Consider the following 20,301-nt stretch of genomic DNA (forward strand, 5'->3'; position numbering starts at 1 on the left):
ACGCGAGACGGATGCCGTGGCGGCGGCGAGGAGCGACGAGCGTGACGGCGCTGGCCGCCCTCGCCGTCGCGTTGTGGGCGGTGAACCTGCCGGGCCGCGACGGCTGCGCCGTGGCCGACGTCGAGCCGGTGATGTCCGGCAGGGCGCTGCACTACCAGGGCACGGCGGGCAACTGCGCGATCACCGGCGCCGAGCTGTACGCGTCGGTGTCGGCCGAGGAGTACGCGGGAAGCCGGGCGTGCGGCGGCTATCTCGACGTGAAGGGGCCGCGCGGCACGGTCCGGGTGCAGGTCGTCGACAGCTGCCCGACCTGCCGGCGGGGCGAGCTGGATCTCAGCATGGCGGCCTTCGCCGTGATCGCCGATCCGCGCTCGGGCGTGGCCACGGTGGACTACCACCAGGTCCGCAACCCCGAGCTGGGTCAGGGCCTCGCCGTCAGGGTGCGGAAAGGCTCCACGGCGGGCTGGCTGGCGCTCCAGCTGCTCGATCACGGCAATCCGCTGCGCTCGGTCGAGATCCGCGACCACGGCCGCTGGCGTGCGCTCGAGCGTGGCTCCGACAGCTACTGGGTGGCGGCGGGCGGCGCGGGCGCGGGGCCGTTCAGCCTGCGGGTGACCGACGTGCACGGCCAGCAGGTGACCGTCGAGGGCGTCGACCTCGACCCGGACGAGATCCAGCGCACCACCGCCCGCCTGTACGGCCCCGCACCGGCGGGACGCGCCCCGGCCACCCCCGCCCCGCTGGCCGCGGAGAGCGTCAGGCGGCGCTGCTAGCCAGCGCGTCGCCCGTCGCGGTGCGGCGGTAGACGACCTCCTTGCCCAACCGGGTGCCGACCGCGAGACCGCCCGCCGACAGCACGCCGAGATGCTGGCTGACCGCGCCGGGCGTCAGCGACATCCGCCTGGCCAGCGCGGACGTGGTGGCCGGTTCTGCCAGGGCGGTGAGGATCTGCGCCCTGCTGCGGCCGATGAGGGCGGCCAGCGCGCCGGGCGCGGGCGGCGGCCCCTGCTCCCACAGCGTGCCCACGCCCTGCACCGGGTAGATGAGCATCGACTGGTAGGGGGCGGTCATCACCGCCACGCTCGGCCAGTAGAACGCCGACGGCAGCAGCACGAGCCCGTCGCCGTGCAACCCCCCGCCGGTGCACCACGGCCGGTCGACGAGCAGCTGCTCTCCCGTCCACACGACGGCGGGGTCGAGACCGGCGAACAGCTGGCGCGCCCCGCCGGAGGCCAGCTCGCGGGAGCGGCGCATGACGTCCCGTTCGAGCAGGGCGTACACGCGCGGCCAGTACTCGGCGAAGCAGGTCTCCCAGTAGGCTTCCAGCGCGTCGGCCACGCGGGCGATCCCGGCCGCCGGGTCGGACCTGAACCGCCGGACGACCTCCGGGTCGGAGCCGACGACCATGCCCGCCTCCTCGGCCGCGCGCTCGGGCGGCGTCCGCCGTACCCTCTCCAGCTCGGCGGCGAACTCCGGCAGCGGCGTCTCGGGCGGAGGGGTGATGAAGTCGGCCAGGTAGCCGCTCGGCGCCACCAGCGCGAGCAGCTCGCTCAGGTCGAGCGCGGGCAGGCGGGGCCGCACCGCCTTGATCCACGGCAGGTGGACGGACTGCCGCGCGGGGTCGCGCAGGGTGCGCAGGCTGGCCACGAGCTCCCACATCGGGGAGAAGGCGAACCTGATCCGGGCGACGTCCTCGGGCCTGAGGGTCCAGACGATGGACATGTTTTTAGTCTGCCCTAAATGGTTCGCGAAGGGGACGGATCACCGTCAGCCTTGCGGCGTGACTACCGCAAGCGTGGAAAAGCCGTCGTTCCTGAAGGCGCAGATCGGGGGGCTGCCGAGGCCGTTCTGGGCACTGTGGAGCGGCACCCTCGTCAACCGGCTGGGCACCATGGTGATGCCGTTCACCGGCGTGTACCTGAGCCAGGCGCGCGGCCTGTCGCTGGCCGCCACCGGCATCGTGATGGCGGTGTTCGGCGCGGGCCAGCTCGCCTCGCAGCTGGTCGCGGGCTCGCTGACCGACCGGATCGGGCGCAGGGCGACGCTGTCCGGCGGCATGCTGGCCACGGCGGCGGCGATGCTGGCGCTCGGCTACAGCACGACGCTGCCGGCCATCCTGGCCTCCATGTTCGTGCTCGGCCTGGTGATCGACGCCTACCGGCCCGCCTCCAGCGCCCTGGTGGCCGACCTGATCGCGCCCGCCGAGCGGCCCAGGGCGTACGGCCTGCTGTTCTGGGCGATCAACCTCGGTTACGCGGTCGGCATGACGGCCGGCGGCTGGCTGGCCCAGTCGGGCTTCCTGTGGCTGTTCTGGTTCGACGCCCTCAGCAGCGTGGTCTTCGCGGTGCTGGTGTGGCGGGCGGTCCCCGAGACCAGGCCCGAGTCGGAGGAGGGCGGACCTGGCGGCGGGATGCGGGAGGTGCTGCGCGACCGGCTGATGCTCGCCTTCACCGCTGTCGTGCTGGGCGACGCCCTCGTCTACAGCCAGACCTTCACCACCCTGCCCGTCGCCATGAAGCTGGTCGGGCTGAACACCGGCGAGTTCGGCGCGGCGATGGCGGCCAACGGCGTGCTCATCGTGGTCCTGCAGCCGCTGGTGTCGGGCTGGCTCGGCCGCAGGGACGCCGCGAGGACCTTCGCGCTGGGCGTCGCCGTCATGGGCGCCGGCTTCGCGCTGACCTCCTTCGTCACCTCCACCGCGGGGCTGGTGGCCACCATCGTGGTGTGGACGCTGGGCGAGATCGTCACGGCCGGCATCGCCGGGGCGATCGTGGCCTCGCTCGCCCCGGCCCACCTGCGCGGCAGGTACGCGGGTCTGTTCGGCTTCGCGTGGGCGGCGGCGGGCATGGTCGCGCCGCTGATGACGCCGCTGCTGGAGATCAGCGCGTCCGCGCTGTGGTTCACGGTCGGCGCCATCGGGCTGGTCACCGGTGCGGCCGGGGTCGCGCTCTCCCCCGCCATCCGGCGCAGGGCGGCGTTGAACGAGCGTTGATCGGGCATTGGCAGGGGACCGGTAGCGTCCACACGTGCCCGTCCTGCCGCCCGGCCCCTCGCACGTCTCTCCTCACCCGGGCCCCGCCACGCAGGCCGGGCGACCCGGGTGAACGGAGATTGTTGAACATGTCGTCATTTCGCGCGGTCACCGGTGGCTCTACGCTTACGCCTGCCATGGTGACCTTCAGCGCACTGGGACCGTTCCAGGTCCTCCTCGACGGACTCCCCCTCGACCTCGGCGGCCAGCGGCAGATGGCGGTGCTGGCCAGGCTGCTGGTGGCGAGGGGCAGGGCGGTGCCCGTGACCACGCTCATCGACGAGCTGTGGCCGGGCCGGCCGCCCACGCAGGCCCTGTCCACCGTCCAGGGATACGTCTCACGCCTGCGCCGCGCCCTGGAGCCGAACCGCGCGCCCCGGTCGGAGGCCGAGGTGCTGGTGACGGCCCCGCCCGGGTACGCGCTGCGGGCCACGGTCGAGCAGGTCGACTGCTGGCACTTCGAACGGCTGGCGCGCGTGGAAGGTCCCGCGCCCGTGGTGTGGACGGCCATGGAGGAGGCGCTGGGACTGTGGCGGGGCCCCGCGCTCGCCGAGTTCGCCGAGCTGGCATGGGCGGCGACCGAGGGCGCGCGGCTGGAGGAACTGCGGCTCGTCGCCCTCGAACGGCGGGCCGACGCGGGACTGCGCCTCGGCCACGCGGCCTCGCTCGTCCCCGACCTGGAGGCGCACGCCGGCGCCTGCCCGCTCAGGGAGGAGGCGTGGCGGCTGCTGGCCACGGCCCTGTACCGCAGCGGGCGGCAGGGTGACGCGCTGGCCACGCTCCGGCGGGCACGGGCGATCTGGCGCGACGAGCTGGGCCTCGACCCGTCGGCCGTGCTGCAGCGGCTGGAGGCCGACATGCTCGCCCAGTCACCGCACCTCGAGGCCGACCTGGCGCCCCCGCCGGCCTCCTTCCCCGCCCTCCACCACGTCCCCGGCCATACCCCCAGCCATGCCCCCGGCCACGTCTCCCCTGCCCCCGGCGTCCCGGGCCCGTCGCCCGCGGTCCCCGGTACCCTCCCTGGCAGCCCCGGCGCCGCCCACGGTGGCGCGGGGCCGGCGCCCGCCGCCGGACACTCCGGCGACCTCGCGGGCCAGGCGCACCTGGACGGCGGGGCGGGCCCGGCGAAGGAGCTGCGCGTCGTCGTCGCCGACGACCAGGCGCTCGTCAGGACGGGGCTGCGCGTCGTGATCGACACCGAGCCCGGCCTGGAACTGGCCGGCGAGGCCGCCGACGGCGAGCAGGCCATCGCCGTCGTCGAGGCGACCCGGCCCGACCTGGTCCTGCTGGACATCCAGATGCCGCGGCTCGACGGGCTGACCGCGGCACGCCGGATCCTGGCCGACCCCAACCCGCCCAAGGTCATCATGATGACCACGTTCGGCACCGACGAGAACCTCTACGCCGCCCTGCGCGCGGGCGTCAGCGGCTTCGTGCTGAAGACCTCGGCCCCCGAGCAGTTGGTCGCCGCCATGCGTGCCGCCGCGGCCGGAGACGCGCTGATCGACCCCTCGGTGACCACGAGGATCATCTCCGCCTTCGCCGGCCGGACCGACCCCGACGCGCCCCCCGCGCTGGCGGGGCTGCCGGACACGCAGCTCGACGTGCTGAAGCTGATCGCCCGCGGGCTGACCAACCGGCAGATCGCGCAGACGCTCGCCGTCCCCGACCGCCAGGTGGCCGGCGCGGTCGCGGGCCTGCTCGACCATCTGGGGCTGTTCGACCGGGCCCAGCTCGTGGTCGCCGCGTACGAGTCGGGCCTGGTCACCCCGGGGAGGTGACGACCTCCTTATCGTCGCTTTGACGATAAAAAATCCGGGGTACTAGGCTGGGGCCGTGGCTCACTTGCGCATCGCCCTGGCACAGACGAACCCGGTCGTCGGCGACCTGACCCGCAACGCCGACGCGCTGGTCCGATGGACGCGCGAGGCCGCCGGCCGCGGCGCCCACCTCGTCCTGTTCACCGAGATGTTCCTGACCGGCTACCCGGTCGAGGACCTCGTCCTGCGCACCTCCTTCGTCGAGGCCAGCATCAGGACGCTGGAGGACGTGGCCGCCCGGCTGGCCGGCGAAGGGCTCGGCGACCTGCCCGTCGTGGTCGGCTACGTCGACCGGGCCGGGCTCGCGCCCCGGGTGGGCCAGCCCAAGGGCGCGCCGCTCGACGCCGCCGCGGTGCTGCACCAGGGCAGGGTCGTCACCCGTACGGCCAAGCACCACCTGCCCAACTACGGCGTGTTCGACGAGTACCGCTACTTCGTGCGCGGCGACCGGCTGCCGATCTTCCGCGTGCACGGCGTCGACGTGGCCATCGCGGTGTGCGAGGACCTGTGGCAGGACGGCGGCCCCGTCGCGGTCGTCGGCCAGGCGGGCGCTGGCCTGCTCGTGGTGCCGAACGCCTCGCCGTACGAGCGGGAGAAGGACGACGTCCGCCTGGAGCTGGTCGCGCGCCGGGCCAGGGAGGCCGGGTGCGCGCTGGCCTACGCCAACCAGGTAGGCGGCCAGGACGAGCTGGTCTTCGACGGCGACTCGATCGTCGTCGACAGCACGGGCGAGCTGGTGGCGCGGGCCGGGCAGTTCCGCGAGGAGCTGCTGGTGGTGGACCTCGACCTGCCGGTCTCCGCCGCCGAGCCCGGCGTCTTCCCCATCGACGCGGGCGACGGCACGACGATCACGGTGGAACGCCTGGTGCTGTCGGACGCGCCCGTCGCGCCGTACGCGCCGGTCGAGCCCCGTGTGGCGCCCCGGCTCGACGACACCGGCGAGGTCTACCAGGCGCTGGTCCTCGCGGTGCGCGACTACGTGGCCAAGAACGGCTTCCGCTCGGTGATCCTCGGTCTGTCCGGCGGCATCGACTCGGCGCTGACGGCCACCATCGCCTCCGACGCGATCGGCCCCGATCGCGTGCACGTGGTGCTGATGCCGTCGCGCTACTCCTCCGAACACTCCGTCGGCGACGCCGAGGAGCTGGTGCGCAGGCAGGGCATCAACGCCCAGGTGGTGCCGATCGCCGACATCGTCACCGCCTTCGAGAAGGAGATCGAGCTGTCGGGGCTGGCCGCGGAGAACCTGCAGGCCAGGGTGCGCGGCATGATCCTCATGGGGCTGTCGAACGAGCACGGCCACCTGGTGCTGACCACCGGCAACAAGAGCGAGCTCGCGACGGGCTACTCCACGCTGTACGGCGACTCGGCGGGCGGCTTCGCGCCGATCAAGGACGTGCCGAAGACGATGGTGTGGGCGCTGTCCAGGTGGCGCAACGAGCACACCGATCCCTCGTTCCTGCTGCGCGCCGAGCGGCCGATCCCGGAGAACTCCATCACCAAGGAGCCCAGCGCCGAGCTGCGGCCCGACCAGCGCGACACCGACTCGCTGCCGCCGTACGAGGTGCTCGACCGGCTGCTCGACGACTACGTCGAGAAGGACATGGGCTCGGCCGAGCTGATCGCGGCCGGCCACGACCCCGACCTGGTGACCAGGGTCATCAGGCTGGTCGACCTCGCCGAGTACAAGCGCCGGCAGTACCCGCCGGGCCCGAAGATCACGCCGAAGAACTTCGGCAGGGACCGCAGGCTACCGATCACCAACAGGTGGCGGGAGACGACGGCCTAGGTAGGCGCGCAGCAGCTGCTTGGTCTCCTCGATCAGTTCGGGCTCGTCGTGGTGGGCCCGCAGCAGCGTGTCGGCCGCCTCGACCGCCACCAGCATCGGGTTGACCGCGTCGATCCCGAGCAGGTCGGCGAGGGCGTGCGCGACCTCGGAGTTGTCGCCGAAGTCGAGGACGGCGAAGCCGGGGACCGTGGCCTTCATGAGCAGGTACTCGTCGACGACGGCGTCGATGACGGGCTCCCAGCCGCGGGCCCCGGCGAGTTTCGGCTCGATGCGGGCGACGAACTGCTCCAGGTTGCGCCTGGTCAGCGCGGCGGCCAGCGACCGCTTGTCGCTGAAGAAACGGTAGATCGAGCCGATCGGCATCCCCGTGCGGGCGGCCACCGTCCTGGTGCTCAGCGCGTCGTAGCCGCCCTCGTCCAGCAGCGCCGCCGCCGCGTCCAGCATCCGGTCGACCTTCTCGGCGCTGCGCCGCTGAACGGGAATGCGTCTCATGCGGCAAAGAGTAGGGTCAGCCCGCCGATGGTGTAGCAGACCATGAGCACGAACAGCGGGATCTGGCCGGCCACCGCCCTGGCCGGTTCGAGCAGCCGCACCGACCTGTCGTGGGCGGCGACCACGCCGAGCACGTGGCCGATCACGATGGCCAGCACCTGGACGGTCGCGATGGTGCCGGGGCCGACGACGTCGGCGTCGACCTCGCCCGGCAGCCCGAGGGCCAGGATGACCGCGCGCTGCCCCTCGATGACGAACAGCGAGAAGTAGTGCGCGACCAGGTAGCCGATCGCGATCGGCACCAGCGAGTGCGCGAAGCGCGGGGTCAGCCCGCGCGTGCGGCCGATCAGGCCCGCCGCCCACAGGCACGCGGCGTACAGCAGCGCCACTCCCCCGATGGCCACGGCCAGGCCGACCGTGCCGAGGCCGACCCGGCCGAGCGGGCTGGTCTGCAGCGCGGTCACCCAGAACGGCGCGCCCGCGAAGCCGTCGTAGCCGGTGCTGCCGAGCAGGACGCACACGGTCGCGACCAGGCCGGGCGCCGGGACGATCGCGTCGAGGCCGTTGAAGGGGCTGCGCAGCACCAGCGTCCCGTCGGCCCTGCGGCCCAGCGGCGACAGGTGGCCGACGAGCGTGGAGAAGACCTCGAACGGGTCGCCCCTGTCGAGCCACGCGTGGCCGTACACGAGGGTGCCGGCGGCCGTGGCGGTGCCGTACAGGAGGAGGAAGGCCAGCAGTGTCGGCGGCGCGGCCGGCTCGGGCGAGACCAGCTCCATCCAGGTGAAGGCGGTCAGGCCCGCCGCGGCGGGCCAGTAGCCGAGCCGCCGCGGCAGCGGGCGGCGCGGCCGGTCCGGCAGCAGCCGGAACGGGTTGGCCAGCCGCCACACCGGCCCGAACAGCAGCGACGCCGGCACCAGCCCCACCCAGAAGACCACATAGACCAGGTACGGCGCGGCGTTGTCCCTGGCCGGGCCCAGGACCAGCCAGCCCACCGTGTAGAGCGCCACGAGCGCGGCCGCGACGCGCAGTGCCCGGGCGGGAGGGCGCCACGGCAGGACCCTGCCGGCCCTGTCGCCGCTGAAGCGGGAGTCGGCCCAGAGCAGGCCGAGCGCCAGGAACGACACGACCAGCGCCGCGAACGCCCCCGCGTAGGCGTAGAACAGGGGGATCGGCAGGTCGCTGCGGCTGCCGATCCCGTGCGCCAGGATCCCGGTCACGTGACCGCGAGCTGGATGAGCACCAGCTTGCTCTCGTGCGTCTCCACCTCGAACACGCCCGTCATGTCCGCCGTGAAGCTGACGACGGCGGGCTTGCCCGGTTGCAGTTCCTTGCCGATGTCGAAGCCGTGCACGTGCAGCTCGTCGGGGACGTCGCTGGTCACGGTGAGGGTCACGGTCTGGCCGCGCCTGACCTCCAGCCAGCCGGACGGCGGTGTCACCTTGCCCCCGGCGATCGTGATCTCGGCGCGCGGGTCGCCGGGCGCGGGCGCCGCCGTCGCCACCTCGTGCCCGGTGCCCGGCCGGTGATGCGTCTCGGGCAGCGATCCGCACCCCGCCACCAGCGCGAGCGCGACCAGCGCCGCTCCCCGCCTCACGCGGTCTCCTCCGCGACCCTGCCGGTACGGCGGGGCGCGACCGCCACCACCGCGCACAGCACCCACACCCCGGTCAGCAGCCCGCGGATCCAGCCCGGCCCGATCGGCAGCACGGGCAGCATCCACACCGCCTTGTCGAAGGCGTCGACCAGGTGCAACACGCCCAGCACGACGCCGAACCAGCCGAAGGCCCCCCGCATGACCAGCCCCGTTCCGAGCAGCCAGACCCCCGTCAGCGCCAGCGCGGCGGCGGGCAGGACCGTGTAGGGCTCCAGCGCCCCGACCACGTCGAGCGCCAGCCCCGCCAGCCCGGCGAGCGTCAGCGGCAGCGCCCACCGCGAGCGCAGGCGGCGCCGCCACAGCAGGACGGCCATCAGCCCGAGCACCAGCGAGCCGCCCAGCGCCAGCTGCACCTCCACCCTGGCCAGGCCGCTGGAGCCGAACCACCAGCACCCGCCGGGCAGGCGGCGGTCGCCGACGCTGTAGTCGTTGCACAGGTACATCTGCACGAGCTTGACCGGCTCGGCCACCACCCTCGACGGCCCGCTCGCGCCGCACGCGGGAAGCGCGCCGGGGCTGGTGACGCGCACCCCCTCCCAGCAGTTGCCGGTGCCCTGGCCGTCCCAGTAGACGTCGGCGCCGTTGGGCCGCTTCTCGCCGGCCGGCGAGACGCCCAGGTGGTTGCCGGCGTAGAGGTTGTGGTGCGAGGTGTCGAACTGCTTGTCCCACGACTCCTCGCCCCTGATGAAGGCGGGCACGGCCAGCAGGTTGAAGGCGGCGTTGTCGTGGCCCCAGATCCAGTTGTTCCTGAAGACGTTCCAGTTGCCGCCGCCGGTGATGATGCCGCTGCCGGGCGGCAGGCCGATCTGGGGGCAGACCACGCCCTTCTCGTAGCCGCGTTCGGCGGGGGGCTTGGCGCAGGTGCCGTCCCTGACGTACTCGTAGTAGGAGGCGTTGTTGTCGTAGATCTTGTTGTTCTCGAACCTGGCGTGGTTCTGCGGCAGGCCCGGATGGCCGGGGAAGGCGCTGTCCATGGTGGCGCCGGCCAGGTTGCCCCAGAACTCGCTGTCGTGGACGTAGACGGAGTCGCCTGCCGTACCGGAGTAGCCGACCATGTTGTGGTGGCTCTTGCAGCGCCTGATCTCGATGGAGTAGCGCGGCACCTCGTGGCCGCGGCCGTCGTTGATGTTGGAGGCGCTGCCCGGGTACAGGCCCGAGTCACCGTTGCCGTAGGACTCGCAGTCGGTGTAGAGGCCGTGGTCGCTGGCGAAGGTCAGGAAGCCGTACTCGTCGTTCCACCTGGTCAGCATCTGGTCGATGACGAAGCCGTCGGTCGCCAGGATGTAGAGGGAGTTGAAGGTGGTGCGCTGGGCGGTGAAGTTCCTGAAGTAGATGCCGTTGGTCATGTCGGCGCGGATGGCGTTGAGCTTGCGGTACTGCGCGTCGACGATCACGTCGAGCGGGCCCGCGCCGGTGCCCTCGATCTGCAGGTCCTTCTTGCCGAGGATGGCGACCAGGTTCTGGTTGTGCGGGCACTGGGCCTGCTGCTCGTAGGAGAGGATCTGGTAGCCCCAGCTCGACCAGCGGGCGTCGAGCTTGGCGCAGGCGCCCCCCGGCTGCGGCAGGCTCGGCTCCTCCAGGTAGCGGCCGGGGAGGATGGCGATGTTCATCCCGGGGCGGTCGACCTTGTCGACGGCCTCCTGGAGATGCCGGACGCCCTCCTTCTGGCAGCGGGCGAACAGGTCGAGGTTGCGCTGCTTGAGCTCGGCAGGGAAACTCGCGATCCGGCGCTCGAAGTCTGATCGATCCGTCTTGCAGACCAGCAGGTCGGGCTCCCTCTGCCGGTAGGTGGGGACGCTCCCCGAGCCGTCCGGCAGCTTCACCTCCCGCTCCTCGTGAGCCAGGGCGGCGCCGGCGGGCAGGAGCAGGGCGAGGACCACGCCTAAGAGCGTCAGCGTCCTTCGGGCGATGAGGGGCATGGCGGCGAGATTAGAACATTGCTCACGTTCTGCCTAGGGCCCCCGGAGTTCGCCCGCCCGGTCAACAGGGCCGGAGGAACGACTCGGTCACCCAAGGTGACCAGATGGTGGCAGGGCTCCGCCCCGAGGGACCGCGGGACGGCATGGCCGCCCTGCGCGGCCTCTCAGGGCGCCAGACCGCGCAGCGCGCTGTCGACGATGCGGGCAGGCAGGTCGTCAGGCAGGTCGCCGTCGTCCTTGGCCCGCTTGATGTGCCACATCATCGTGCCCGACAGCGTGCCCAGCGCCAGCCGCGTGTCGAGATCGGCGCGCAGCTCACCGGTGCGCATGCCGCGCTCGATCACCGCCGTCATGGCCGCCGTGCGCGGCTCGACCGCCTGGCGCATGAACCTGGCGAACAGCTCCGGATAGCGGTCGGACTCGCTCATCGCGATGTTCATGACGCAGCGCGTGCGGGCCTGACCCGCCTCGCGCATCGTGGTGTCGAGCAGGGCGACCAGGTCGTCGCGCACCGAGACGCCCGCGAGCGGCGGCACCGGGGCCTTCAGCGAGGCGAGCGCGTCGGCGACCAGGTCCTCCTTGTTGGACCAGCGCCGGTAGATGGTCGTCTTGCCGACCCCGGCCCGTGACGCGATCGCCTCGATGGACAGCTCGGAGACACCCATCCCCTCGCCCATCAGGTCGAGGGTGGCCTCGATGATCGCCTTCTCGGCCTTCTCGCTGCGCGGACGGCCCGCGGGGCGGGCCGTACCGGTCTCTGTCGTCGTCATCGCAGCCTCAGACTACCGCTGGTTCCTTCTCTTCCACCTTGGCGACCAGGCGCGCCTTGCCCGGCATCCAGACCGCCACGACCACCACGCCGACCAGGGCGATGGCCGCGGAGACCAGGGCCGTGGTGTGCATGCCGTCGATGAAGGCGTCGAAGGCGGTGTTCAGGACGGCGGGGTTGCCGCCGGCCAGGCCGACCGTGGCCATGATGGACTCGCCGGCCGCGTGCCGTACACCCTCGGGAAGGGCGGTGAGCGCGGGGGCGATCTCGCCGCGGTAGGTCGACGACAGCAGCGAGCCGAGCACGGCCACGCCCAGCGCGCCGGCCACCTGGCGGACGGTGTTGCTCATGGCCGAGCCGACGCCCGCCTTCTCCCTCGGCAGCGACTCCATGATCGCGGTGGTCGCGGGCGGCGTGATGTTGGCCATCGCGGCGCCCTGGACGAAGAAGACGACCTCCATCAGCCAGATCGGGGTGGTCCTGTCGAAGAGCGAGTAGCTGACCAGGGCGAGGGTGACCACGATCATGCTGGCCACCGCGGAGGACTTGGCGCCGAAGCGCTCGTTCACCCGCTGGCTCAGCGGCGCGAAGATCAGCTGCGCGGCGGCGAACGGGATCATCAGCGCGCCCGCCTGCATCGGGCTGAACCCCCTGACGATCTGGATGTAGAACGTCAGGAAGAACATCCCGCCCATCATCGCGAAGAAGACGATGCCCATCATGCCGATGGCCGAGCTGAAGCGGACGTTGCCGAAGTTGCGCACGTCGAAGGCGGGGTGGTCGATGCGCCGCTCCCACCAGACGAAGCCGGCCAGGACGAGCACGCCGAAGACGGTCGGGACGAGCACCTCCGCGCTGGCGACCGTGGCGAGCTCGCCCATGCGGATGATGCCGTAGACGACGGCGACCAGGCCGACGATCGACAGGATCACACCGACGGGGTCGAGCTTCGACGGCCTGGGGTCACGCGACTCGGGGACGATGGTGCCGATGAGGATCATGCTGATCAGCACGATGGGGACGTTGATCAGGAACACCGAGCCCCACCAGAAGTGCTGGATGAGGAAGCCACCGGTGATCGGGCCGACCGCGACGGCCAGGCCGACGCCGCCGGCCCAGTAGCCGATGGCCTTGCCGCGCTCGTGCGGCGGGAAGACGTTGGAGATGATGGCCAATGTCGCCGGCATGATCGCCGCGCCGCCGATGCCCATCGCGGCGCGCGCGAGGATCAGCTGCATCGGATCCTGGGAGTACGCGCTGGCCAGCGAGGCCAGGCCGAACAACAACATGCCGATGAACAACATCCGCTTGCGGCCGGTACGGTCACCGATCACGCCGAAGGTGAACAGCAGGCCCGCGAAGACGAGAGTGTAGGAGTTGATCGCCCACTCCAGCTCGGCCTGCGTCGCCCCCAGCCCTTCGACGGGGTCGGCGATGGTCTTCATCGCGACGTTCAGGATGGTGTTGTCCAGCACGACAGCCAGGAGGCTGAAGACGAGGACGCCGAGGATCGCCCACCGGCGGGGGTGGCCGGTCTCTGGTTTCATGGGGACTCCACATTTCGATACGGCTTAGTTTCGCAACGCAACCGTAGCGCAACGAATTCCGATACGCAACGGTTGCGTTTCATAACCAGGCCGAACGGGAGTCACGCGTGCACGCGCTCGGGCTCCGGCTCCCGCTCGGCGGCCGTCTCCGGCTGCGGCGTCCGCTTCCAGAACGGCAGCGCCACCAGCACCATCACCACGGCCACCAGCCCCGCCAGGGCGAACGCCCAGCTGGGTCCGTGGGCGTCGATGACGGCTCCGGCGATCGGCGCCGACGCGGCACCGCCGATCAGCAGGGCGGTGCCGTGCAGGCCCATGGCCTCGCCGCGAGCCGCCGCGGGGGTCCACCTGCTGAGGGTGTCGACCGACGACGACAGGGCGGGCGCGCACAGCACGCCGGCGGGCAGCAGCGCCACCACCAGCCACCGCCAGTCACCGCCGACCAGACCGACGGGGATGGTGAGCGCGCCCATCAGGCCGGTCAGCAGGAGGGTGGGGAAGCCGCGGGGCAGCCCGCCGTACACGAAACCGCCGATGAGCGAGTAGACGCACCAGACGGCCACGGCCAGACCGATCCACCGGGTCTGGCCGGCGTGCTCGATCGTGGCCACCAGCGACAGCTCGGTGGCGGTGAGGACGAACGTGGCCGCGGTGACCGTGCCGAGCAGCGCGACGAGCGAGGGGGTCAGCCACTGGCGACGCGAGACCTTCTCCTGCGCCGCCTCCAGCTCCGCCTCGGACCTGATGGGCGGGTTCAGCACCAGGAGCCCCGTGCCCGCGCACGCCAGCCCGGCGGCGATCAGCGACATCGTCCACGTGCTGCCCAGCGTGGTGATGCCGGCGACGGCCAGCGCGGGACCGGTCATGTACGACAGCTCGACCATGATGGAGTCGAGCGAGAAGCCCATCCTGCGCTGCTCGACGGGAACCATCGCGGCCAGGCACTGCCGGATCACGCTGAAGATCGGCAGGGCCAGCAACCCGGCCACGCCCGCCGCCGGCACCAGCACCGCGAACGGCAGCAGCCACGCCGTCGACCAGAACGCCACCTGGGCGACCGTCGTGACGGCCAGCACCGGACGCAGCCCGTGCCTGTCGACGAACCTTCCCGACAGCGGCGAGCCGACGGCCATGCCCACGGTGCTGGCCATGGCGACCACGCCCGCCTCGGCGAACCCGAATTTCAAGCCGTTCACGACATGCAGCGTCAACGCCATGGCGGTCGCCGTGGCGGGGATCCTGGCCAGCATGCCGACCAGCAACAACGTACGGACACCGGGGATCGCGAGCAGACGCCGGTAAGGTTCGATTGCCATTTTTATTGCTTACCTCCGGCCCCATTCTCTCGTCAGGCACCGACACTTCGGGCCGCATGTCATCATCGGAGAGGTCCGGGTACGCCACTGGGGCGACTCGAGACGGCTCAGGAGGGTTACACCCATGTCCTCTTCCCTGTACGGCGGCGCTCTCGGGCGCAGGGTCACCGTCCGCGACCTCGCGGCGGCCAAGGAGCGCGGCGAGAAGTGGCCGATGCTGACCGCCTACGACGCGATGACGGCCCGCGTGTTCGACGAGGCGGGCATCCCCGTCCTGCTCGTCGGCGACTCGGCGGCGATGGTCGTCTACGGCTACGACTCCACGCTCCCCGTCTCCGTCGACGACCTGCTGCCGCTGACCGCGGCCGTGGTGCGCGGCTCCTCGCGGGCGCTGGTCGTGGCCGACCTGCCGTTCGGCTCCTACCAGTCCTCCCCCGCGCAGGCGCTGGAGTCGGCGGCGCGCTTCATGAAGGAAGCCGGAGCGCACGCCGTCAAGCTGGAGGGCGGACGCAGGGTCCTGCCGCAGGTCGAACACCTGGTCTCGGCGGGCGTGCCGGTCATGGCGCACCTCGGGCTGACACCCCAGTCGGTCAACGCCTTCGGCGGCTACCGGGTGCAGGGCCGCGGCCAGGCGGGCGACGAGCTCATGGCCGACGCCAAGGCCCTGGAGCAGGCGGGGGCCTTCGCGGTGGTGCTGGAGTGCGTGCCGGCCGAACTGGCCGAGCGGGTCACCACGTCGCTGGCCATCCCGACGATCGGCATCGGGGCGGGGGTCGGCACGGACGCGCAGGTGCTGGTCTGGCAGGACCTGATGGGTCTGACGGCGAAGCCGGCCAAGTTCGTCAAGACGTACTCGGATCTGGGCGCGGAGATGGACAGGGCGGTCCGCTCCTTCGCCACCGAGGTGGCCGCGGGAGTGTTCCCTGCGGCCGAACACGCCTACAGCTGACGCGGTGAAGGCGGGCCGGCCCCGAACATGCGACCGGCCCGCCTCCCCGAGGAACAGCCCAGCCCTCCGGCTTCCCCCGAGGAACAGCACAGTTCTCCGGCTCCCCTGCGGCCCTCCCGGATCCACACCCGACCGGACGCCCGCCGCACCCCGGACGCCGATGCCACCTTCCGCGCCCCGGACGCCGGTGCCACCTTCCGCATCCCGGACGCTGATTCCACCTTCACGCGACACCCCGGGTGCCGAATCGACCGGCAGCACAGACCCGTCCCCGGCTGCCGGGTCGGACGGGCCCGACAAGCTACCCGAGGGTGGCGGGGTCGGTGTTGGACCCGCACAGCACGACCGCGACCCGCTCACCGGGCGCCCGCTCGTAGGCGCCGGACAGCAACGCCGCGTACGCGGTCGCACCGGCGTGCTCGGCGGCGATCCTGTACTCCGCCCACAACGTACGCCGCGCGGCCTCGATCGCGTCGTCGGACACCAGCAGGCTCCTGACGCCCGCCCGCTCGACGATGCCGTAGGCCACGTCGCCGAGGCGGCTGGCGCCCAGCGCGTCGGCCGCTACCCCGCTCACGGCGACGGGGACGGGCCGTCCCTCCTTCAGCGCCTCGTGAAGCGTGGGGCAGCGCTCGGGCTCGACCGCGACGACCACCGGCGCGCCCTGGGACGCGCCCGAGCCTACGGTGACGCCTGCCACGAAACCGCCGCCGCCGACCGCGATCAGGATCGTGTCCACGCCGCCCGTCTGCTCCATCAGTTCGAGCCCGAGCGTGCCCTGCCCCGCGACCACGTCGGGGTGATCGTAGGCGTGCACCTCGAGCGCGCCGGTCTCGGCCGCTCGTTTGGCCGCCGCCTCCGCGGCCTCGGAGTAGATCGCCCCCGTCTGCGTGACGTCGGCGCCGAGCGCCCGCAGCCCCGCCACCTTCACGGGACTGGAGACCTCAGGTACGAAGATCTCGGCCCGCAGCCCGAGGGCCCTGGCCGCGTAGGCCACCGCGAGCCCGTGGTTGCCGCCGCTGGCGGCGATCACGCCCGCGTCCGGCACGGTGGCCGACAGCATCCTGTTGAACGCCCCCCGCACCTTGAAGGAGCCGGAGTGCTGCAGCGTCTCCAGTTTGAGGAACAGCCCTTCGCCGACCTCGACGACCGGGGTCCGCAGCACGCGACCCCTGATCCTGTCCGCCGCCGCCAGCACGTCGTCATACGAAACCGCCATCACAGCTCCCGCTCGATCGTTCGCTTCAGCTCGGCTATCCGTGCCTCGTCGCGCCGGTAGAAGACCCACTGCTTGATCTTCGTGCCCCGGATCAGCCCTGCCCTTTCCAGGATCTTCAGGTGCGCCGAGGCGCTCGGCTGTGTCATGCCGAGCTTGGTCGCGATGAAGATCGAACAGACGCCGTCCTCCATCAGATCGCCGTCGACCTGCGGCGGGAAATGGGCGACGGGGTCCTTGAGCCAGTCGAGGATCAGCAACCTCGGCTCGCTGGCGAGCGCCCGGAGAGTCGGCAGCACTGAGGAAGTTTCCTCAACGCCTAAGCGTCACGTCAAATCGTCGGCGCCCTCGAGTAGCTTTCCGAACATGGAATCGAACCTGCGCGAACGCTTCGTCGAACTGGTGGAATCCTGTGGTCCCGTGACCTGCGTCAGGTCCGCCACCTCGATGACCTTCCGCGGGCGCCGTGACTTCGCCGGAGCCCGCACCACTGCCCACGGCCTGACCGGCTATCTCGGCCTGCGCCGGATCGTCCACGACCGCCGCTTCGGCGGGGCCACGCGCTACACCGACCGTCTCTACGTGCACCGGTTCCACCTGCGCCACTGCGAGGACCTCGACGAGGAGTTCGCGGCCTGGGTCCGCGAGGCGTACCTGGTGGGCTCCGCCTGAGCCAGGGTGCGGAGACCTCGCCTTCGGCCGGGACAGCCCCGCCGCCGTGAAACCCGTCGGTCCGCCCGAAGCCGCCCCTCTCCGCGAGTTCACTTCCGATCCGCCCGAAGCCGCCGTCTCAGCGGGCCGCGTCCAGGGCCTGGGCGAAGTCGGCCCAGAGGTCCTCGGCGTGCTCGATCCCGACCGCCACCCGCACCGTGCCCTCGGAGATGCCGTGCCGTCCCAGTTCCTCCGCGCTCAGCGACCTGTGCGAGGTCGTGGCCGGGTGCAACACCAGCGTCTCCACGCCGCCGAGCGAGGGCGCGAGCAGCGCCAGCCGCAACGCCGCCATGAACCTCTCGCCGGCCGCCCGGCCACCCGCGAGGTCGAACGAGAACACGCCCCCGAACTCGGGCAGCAGCTTGACGGCCACGTCGTGCGACGGGTGCGAGGGCAGGCCGGGCCAGTGCACGGCGCTGACGGCGGGGTGCTCGGCGAGCCTGGTGGCCAGCACGCGGGTGTTGGCGCAGTGGCGCTCCATCCGCAGCGGCAGCGTCTGCATGCCACGCAGGGTCAGCCACGCGGCGAACGGGTCGGGGGTCGAGCCCAGTTCGATCGCGAAGTGCCACACCGTGCGGTGAAGTTCCTCGTCGGCGAAGACGGCGATGCCGCCGATCACGTCGGTGTGCCCCGACAGGTACTTCGTGGTCGAGTGGATCACGATGTCCGCGCCGTGCTCGAGAGGACGGCAGAGCACGGGCGAGGCGAAGGTGTTGTCGACGACGGACAGCAGGCCGAGGTCCTTGGCCGCCGCGCACATCGCGGGCAGGTCGGCGACCTGGCAGACCGGGTTGGCGATGGTCTCCAGGTAGACGAGCTTGGTCTCGGGCCGTACGGCCGCGCGCAGGGCCGCGGGGTCGTCCTCGGCGACGTAGGTGACGGAGATGCCGAAGCGGGCCACCATGTCGTTGATCATCGCGGCTGTCCCGCCGTACAGCGCCTTCTGGGCGATCAGGTGGTCGCCGGGCTTGAGCAGGCCGAGCAGGACCGAGTTGATCGCGCCCATGCCCGAGGCGGTGGCGACGGCCGCGACGCCACCCTCCAGACCGGCGACGGCCTCCTCCAGCGAGCGCACCGTGGGGTTGGAGAGCCTGCCGTACACGAAGGCTCCGTCGGGCCTGCCCATGCCGTCGGCGAAGACCTCGGGGTCGTCGAACACGAACCCGGACGTCTGGTAGATCGGCACGGTGATCGGCACGCTTCCGCTGATCACGGGCTTGGGCAGGTGGACGGCACGGGTCTCGGGACGCAGTTGGCTCATACCGACAAGGATCGCCGTTCTGACGGCGGGATGTCAGAGCCAATCATCCATAATTGGTCCATGGATGAGGCCAATCTCGCGGATCTCCTCGGCCGGTGGGCGTCCGGACGCGGCCCGCTCTACCTGCTGCTCGCCGCCCGGCTGCGCGATCTCATCGATGACGGGCTGCTGCCGCCCGGGGCTCCGCTACCGCCCGACCGGGTGCTCGCCGGGGGGCTGGCGGTGGCGAGGGGCACCGTGGTCGCCGCCTACGACCTGCTCCAGCAGGAGGGGCGCGTCGTCAGGCGCAGAGGCAGCGGCACCCGTGTGGCCAGCGCCGACCTGCCCGCCACACGCGCCACCAACGAGGTGGGCTCCAACCCGCTGCTGTCGCACATCCTCCACCCGCCGGACGGGGTCACGCTGCTGACCTGCGCCGCGCCCGACGAGCCACCGCCGTTGCTGGCCGAGGCCTTCGGCGAGGCCGTGTCGATGCTGCCCCGGCGCGACCTCGGCTACCACCCCGCCGGGCATCCCGCCCTCCGTGCCGCGATAGCCGCCTACTACACCGGGCGCGGCCTGCCCACCGACGCCGGCCAGGTCATCGTCACCACCGGCGCGCAGCAGGCGCTGACCCTGCTCACCGGCCTGCTGGTCAACCCCGGTGACACCGTCCAGACCGAGACGCCCACCTATCCGGGCGCGCTGGAGGTGTTCAGGCACGCCGCCGCGGTCGTCCGGGCGGGCGTCGACGCGGGCGGCCGGCCCGCCCTGATCTACGTCACGCCCACGGCCAGCAACCCCACCGGCGCGATCATGGATACGGCGGAGCGCGGAAGGCTGGCCGTCTCGGCCGCGGCGCACGACGTCCCGCTCATCGACGACGAGGTCTGCGCCGAGCTGTGCTTCGCGGGCGACACCCCGCCCCCGCTCGCCGCCTTCACCCCGGGCGAGCAGGTCGTCACCATCGCGTCACTGAGCAAGCTCGTGTGGGGCGGGCTGCGCGTCGGCTGGATCCGCGCCGCCGCCCCGCTGGCCGCCCGGCTGGCCAGGCTCCGCGCCATCCACGACCTCGGGGGCGACGTGCTGTCCCAGCTGGCGGCGGTCGCGGTGCTGCGCAGGCTCGACGAGGTACGGCAGGCGCGCGTCGCGGTGCTGCGCGCGCAGCACGACCACCTCCTGGGCGAGCTGCGGGCCAAGCTGCCGTCGTGGGAGTTCGCCCCGGCGCTCGGCGGGCAGACGATCTGGGTCCGCCTGCCCCGTGGCGACGCCGACACCTTCGCCCAGGTGGCGCTGCGGCACGGGGTGGCGATCCCGCCCGGCCGGTCGTTCGACCCGGCGGGCGGGCATGCCGACCACATGCGGCTGCACTTCCTGTTCCCGAAGGAGGAGCTGACGGCGGCGGTCGACGCGCTCGTGAAGGCGTGGGACGCCTACGACGGAGCCCGCCACACCGCGTCCCGCCACACGCTGATCGTCTGACCCTGCCCGCGCGCTCGCGGCCGTGGGCGAGTCCCAGGGACCCGTCGCAGAAAGACCGGTCACTCAAGGCCCGTTTCCAGAAGGTCCGGTCACCGGAGCGCCGGTTACCCGAGAGCCGCCTGCCGGAGAACCGATCTCAGGAGCCGGTCACAGGGGCCGGTTGCAGGGGATCCGGTTGCCGAAGGACCGTTTTCCGGATGGGGTCAGGCGAGTGCCGGTGTGGACGAGCGCCGCTCACACGAAGGCCAGTGTGGACGAGCGCCGCTCACGCGAGGGCCGGTGTGACGCCGAGCCCGGTCATCCGAGGACCGGCGTGATCCCAGGCCCCGTCACGAGGGGCGAGCGCACGAGAGGCGGGAGGCCGAG

Annotated in this window: 18 protein-coding genes; 7 read left to right on the forward strand and 11 right to left on the reverse strand. The window is 72.1% G+C overall.

Annotated elements, in window-relative coordinates:
- Positions 1-41: 41 nt before the first annotated feature.
- Positions 42-773 carry an expansin EXLX1 family cellulose-binding protein gene (locus tag ACWEVS_RS15985; protein WP_449916237.1) on the forward strand — a complete coding sequence of 244 codons (732 nt, stop codon included), beginning with the start codon at positions 42-44 and terminating at the stop codon, positions 771-773.
- Here ACWEVS_RS15985 and ACWEVS_RS15990 read toward each other — a convergent pair.
- Positions 757-1,722, reverse strand: a complete 966-nt coding sequence (locus ACWEVS_RS15990) for a DUF5937 family protein (RefSeq protein WP_452552054.1) — start codon at positions 1,720-1,722, stop codon at positions 757-759. The genes ACWEVS_RS15985 and ACWEVS_RS15990 overlap by 17 nt on opposite strands.
- Positions 1,723-1,780: 58 nt before the next feature.
- On the opposite strand from ACWEVS_RS15990, the gene ACWEVS_RS15995 reads away from it, so the two are divergent.
- From ACWEVS_RS15995 to ACWEVS_RS16005, 3 genes are all read left to right on the forward strand, one after another.
- Positions 1,781-2,992 carry an MDR family MFS transporter gene (locus tag ACWEVS_RS15995; RefSeq protein ID WP_452552056.1) on the forward strand — a complete coding sequence of 404 codons (1,212 nt, stop codon included), beginning with the start codon at positions 1,781-1,783 and terminating at the stop codon, positions 2,990-2,992.
- Between the two features lie 176 nt (positions 2,993-3,168).
- Positions 3,169-4,812 carry a BTAD domain-containing putative transcriptional regulator gene (locus ACWEVS_RS16000; RefSeq protein WP_449916243.1) on the forward strand — a complete coding sequence of 548 codons (1,644 nt, stop codon included), beginning with the start codon at positions 3,169-3,171 and terminating at the stop codon, positions 4,810-4,812.
- A gap of 55 nt (positions 4,813-4,867) precedes the next feature.
- On the forward strand, positions 4,868-6,640 hold the full coding sequence (locus ACWEVS_RS16005; RefSeq protein ID WP_452552058.1) for an NAD+ synthase: 1,773 nt from the start codon (positions 4,868-4,870) through the stop codon (positions 6,638-6,640).
- Here ACWEVS_RS16005 and ACWEVS_RS16010 read toward each other — a convergent pair.
- The 7 genes from ACWEVS_RS16010 to ACWEVS_RS16040 all read right to left on the reverse strand — a co-directional run bounded on the left by ACWEVS_RS16010 (position 6,602) and on the right by ACWEVS_RS16040 (position 14,337).
- Positions 6,602-7,132 carry a TetR/AcrR family transcriptional regulator gene (locus tag ACWEVS_RS16010; protein ID WP_354912924.1) on the reverse strand — a complete coding sequence of 177 codons (531 nt, stop codon included), beginning with the start codon at positions 7,130-7,132 and terminating at the stop codon, positions 6,602-6,604. The two genes, ACWEVS_RS16005 and ACWEVS_RS16010, sit on opposite strands and share 39 nt — an antisense overlap.
- On the reverse strand, positions 7,129-8,349 hold the full coding sequence (locus tag ACWEVS_RS16015) for a hypothetical protein (RefSeq protein ID WP_449916250.1): 1,221 nt from the start codon (positions 8,347-8,349) through the stop codon (positions 7,129-7,131). Before ACWEVS_RS16015 ends, ACWEVS_RS16010 begins: the two co-directional genes overlap by 4 nt.
- Positions 8,346-8,726 (reverse strand): hypothetical protein, encoded by a 381-nt coding sequence (locus ACWEVS_RS16020; protein WP_452552060.1) that lies wholly within the window; start codon positions 8,724-8,726, stop codon positions 8,346-8,348. The genes ACWEVS_RS16015 and ACWEVS_RS16020 overlap by 4 nt, the downstream gene beginning before the upstream one ends.
- Complete coding sequence (locus ACWEVS_RS16025; protein WP_452552062.1) at positions 8,723-10,705, reverse strand: right-handed parallel beta-helix repeat-containing protein; 1,983 nt, start codon at positions 10,703-10,705, stop codon at positions 8,723-8,725. The genes ACWEVS_RS16020 and ACWEVS_RS16025 overlap by 4 nt, the downstream gene beginning before the upstream one ends.
- A 164-nt stretch (positions 10,706-10,869) precedes the next feature.
- Positions 10,870-11,475, reverse strand: a complete 606-nt coding sequence (locus ACWEVS_RS16030) for a TetR/AcrR family transcriptional regulator (protein ID WP_449916254.1) — start codon at positions 11,473-11,475, stop codon at positions 10,870-10,872.
- Positions 11,476-11,482: 7 nt separating this feature from the next.
- Positions 11,483-13,021 (reverse strand): MFS transporter, encoded by a 1,539-nt coding sequence (locus tag ACWEVS_RS16035; RefSeq protein WP_452552064.1) that lies wholly within the window; start codon positions 13,019-13,021, stop codon positions 11,483-11,485.
- A gap of 101 nt (positions 13,022-13,122) precedes the next feature.
- On the reverse strand, positions 13,123-14,337 hold the full coding sequence (locus ACWEVS_RS16040) for an MFS transporter (protein ID WP_449916259.1): 1,215 nt from the start codon (positions 14,335-14,337) through the stop codon (positions 13,123-13,125).
- Positions 14,338-14,461: 124 nt separating this feature from the next.
- On the opposite strand from ACWEVS_RS16040, the gene panB reads away from it, so the two are divergent.
- Positions 14,462-15,286: a 3-methyl-2-oxobutanoate hydroxymethyltransferase gene (gene panB / locus ACWEVS_RS16045; RefSeq protein WP_354912940.1), complete on the forward strand. Its 825-nt coding sequence runs from the start codon at positions 14,462-14,464 to the stop codon at positions 15,284-15,286.
- Between the two features lie 301 nt (positions 15,287-15,587).
- Here panB and ACWEVS_RS16050 read toward each other — a convergent pair whose 3' ends face one another.
- A complete protein-coding gene (locus ACWEVS_RS16050) occupies positions 15,588-16,505 on the reverse strand; it encodes a threonine/serine dehydratase (RefSeq protein ID WP_449916262.1) in 918 nt (305 codons plus the stop codon).
- Positions 16,505-16,801 carry an ArsR/SmtB family transcription factor gene (locus tag ACWEVS_RS16055; protein WP_449916265.1) on the reverse strand — a complete coding sequence of 99 codons (297 nt, stop codon included), beginning with the start codon at positions 16,799-16,801 and terminating at the stop codon, positions 16,505-16,507. Before ACWEVS_RS16055 ends, ACWEVS_RS16050 begins: the two co-directional genes overlap by 1 nt.
- A gap of 67 nt (positions 16,802-16,868) precedes the next feature.
- Here ACWEVS_RS16055 and ACWEVS_RS16060 point away from each other — a divergent pair, with 67 nt between their 5' ends.
- On the forward strand, positions 16,869-17,174 hold the full coding sequence (locus tag ACWEVS_RS16060; protein WP_449916267.1) for a hypothetical protein: 306 nt from the start codon (positions 16,869-16,871) through the stop codon (positions 17,172-17,174).
- Positions 17,175-17,292: 118 nt separating this feature from the next.
- Here ACWEVS_RS16060 and ACWEVS_RS16065 read toward each other — a convergent pair whose 3' ends face one another.
- Positions 17,293-18,474, reverse strand: a complete 1,182-nt coding sequence (locus ACWEVS_RS16065; RefSeq protein ID WP_449916270.1) for a trans-sulfuration enzyme family protein — start codon at positions 18,472-18,474, stop codon at positions 17,293-17,295.
- Positions 18,475-18,534: 60 nt separating this feature from the next.
- Here ACWEVS_RS16065 and ACWEVS_RS16070 point away from each other — a divergent pair, with 60 nt between their 5' ends.
- Positions 18,535-19,935 (forward strand): aminotransferase-like domain-containing protein, encoded by a 1,401-nt coding sequence (locus ACWEVS_RS16070; RefSeq protein WP_452552066.1) that lies wholly within the window; start codon positions 18,535-18,537, stop codon positions 19,933-19,935.
- Positions 19,936-20,301 lie beyond the last annotated feature (366 nt).

This window comes from Nonomuraea sp. NPDC003754, from assembly GCF_053605785.1.

Coding starts and splice junctions, on each gene's coding strand:
- ACWEVS_RS15990 (WP_452552054.1), bottom strand. CDS start 1,722: ATGTCCATCGTCTGGACCCTCAGGCCCGAGGACGTCGCCCGGATCAGG.
- ACWEVS_RS16000 (WP_449916243.1), top strand. CDS start 3,169: ATGGTGACCTTCAGCGCACTGGGACCGTTCCAGGTCCTCCTCGACGGA.
- ACWEVS_RS16010 (WP_354912924.1), bottom strand. CDS start 7,132: ATGAGACGCATTCCCGTTCAGCGGCGCAGCGCCGAGAAGGTCGACCGG.
- ACWEVS_RS16025 (WP_452552062.1), bottom strand. CDS start 10,705: ATGCCCCTCATCGCCCGAAGGACGCTGACGCTCTTAGGCGTGGTCCTC.
- ACWEVS_RS16030 (WP_449916254.1), bottom strand. CDS start 11,475: ATGACGACGACAGAGACCGGTACGGCCCGCCCCGCGGGCCGTCCGCGC.
- ACWEVS_RS16035 (WP_452552064.1), bottom strand. CDS start 13,021: ATGAAACCAGAGACCGGCCACCCCCGCCGGTGGGCGATCCTCGGCGTC.
- ACWEVS_RS16040 (WP_449916259.1), bottom strand. CDS start 14,337: ATGGCAATCGAACCTTACCGGCGTCTGCTCGCGATCCCCGGTGTCCGT.
- panB (WP_354912940.1), top strand. CDS start 14,462: ATGTCCTCTTCCCTGTACGGCGGCGCTCTCGGGCGCAGGGTCACCGTC.
- ACWEVS_RS16050 (WP_449916262.1), bottom strand. CDS start 16,505: ATGGCGGTTTCGTATGACGACGTGCTGGCGGCGGCGGACAGGATCAGG.
- ACWEVS_RS16060 (WP_449916267.1), top strand. CDS start 16,869: ATGGAATCGAACCTGCGCGAACGCTTCGTCGAACTGGTGGAATCCTGT.
- ACWEVS_RS16065 (WP_449916270.1), bottom strand. CDS start 18,474: ATGAGCCAACTGCGTCCCGAGACCCGTGCCGTCCACCTGCCCAAGCCC.
- ACWEVS_RS16070 (WP_452552066.1), top strand. CDS start 18,535: ATGGATGAGGCCAATCTCGCGGATCTCCTCGGCCGGTGGGCGTCCGGA.